Source organism: Bacillus sp. LR_5, assembly GCF_042709275.1.
The window spans coordinates 1-1,054 of record NZ_JAVAXX010000623.1 but is presented as its reverse complement, the minus strand read 5'-3'; the positions used below and the strand labels follow the sequence as shown (position 1 = coordinate 1,054).

Genomic DNA, 1,054 nt, shown 5'->3' with positions numbered 1-1,054 from the left:
TTCAGGCTTCAAGTCATATGTTGCAACTTTCGGCGAGTTGATGAGAATACGCTCTTCACCTGGGAATTCAGCTTCACGGCCGCCGCTCATAAAGAACGTGACGTGCGGATACTTTTCAGTTTCTGCAATTCGAAGCTGTTTTAATCCATGCTGAGATAATACTTCTCCGACTGTGTTATCAAGATTTATCGGTTTAAACGCCACATAGCCGTCAACTGATTCACTGAAGTGAGTCAGGCAGACGAAATGCAGGTTCTTCGGATAATTCTCGCCGCGGTCGAAATCGCGGAAGTCTTTGTTTGTGAACGTGTTAGAAATCTGGATGGCGCGGTCCGGTCTGAAATTATAGAAAATCACAGAATCGCCGTCTTGGATTTTCGCAACAGGCTCACCGTTTTCTTTTGTGATGACAGATGGAATCACGAATTCATCATAAATTCCGTTCGCATATGAATCATCCACAACATCCAGTGCGCTGCGGTATGTCGGGCCTTCGCCGTATGCCATTGCGCGGTACGCTTTTTCTACGCGGTCCCAGCGTTTGTCGCGGTCCATTGAGTAGTAGCGTCCGGAAACGCTGGCGATTTCTCCAACACCGATTTCCTCAATTTGTTCGTTCAGCTGGTTGATGTATGTTTTCGCTGTTTGCGGACCTACATCACGGCCGTCAAGGAAACCATGAATGTAAACCTTTGTCAGCCCTTCATTTTTCGCAAGCTTTAACAATGCGAACAAATGATTGATGTGGCTGTGCACGCCGCCGTCTGATAAAAGGCCGAACAGGTGCAGGGCTTTGTCGTTTTCTTTCGCGTTGTTAATCGCGTCAAGGAATGTTTGATTGCGTTCGAACTCTCCTTCACGAATGGCAACATTTACGCGTGTTAAGCTTTGGTACACAATACGTCCCGCACCGATATTTAAGTGGCCTACTTCGGAGTTCCCCATTTGCCCTTCAGGAAGACCTACAGCCTCGCCTGAAGCAGTCAATGTTTGATGAGGATACTGGTTCCAGTAGCGGTCAAAATTCGGTTTTTTCGCTAAAGCGACTGCGTTT

1 protein-coding gene is annotated in these 1,054 nt (G+C 47.2%); it reads right to left on the bottom strand.

The genetic code is table 11. The annotated features are described in order from the left end of the window. Window positions 1–1,054: 2,3-bisphosphoglycerate-independent phosphoglycerate mutase (gpmI, locus tag RAC86_RS39035; RefSeq protein WP_377886992.1), on the bottom strand; the 1,054-nt coding region annotated here is incomplete at both ends.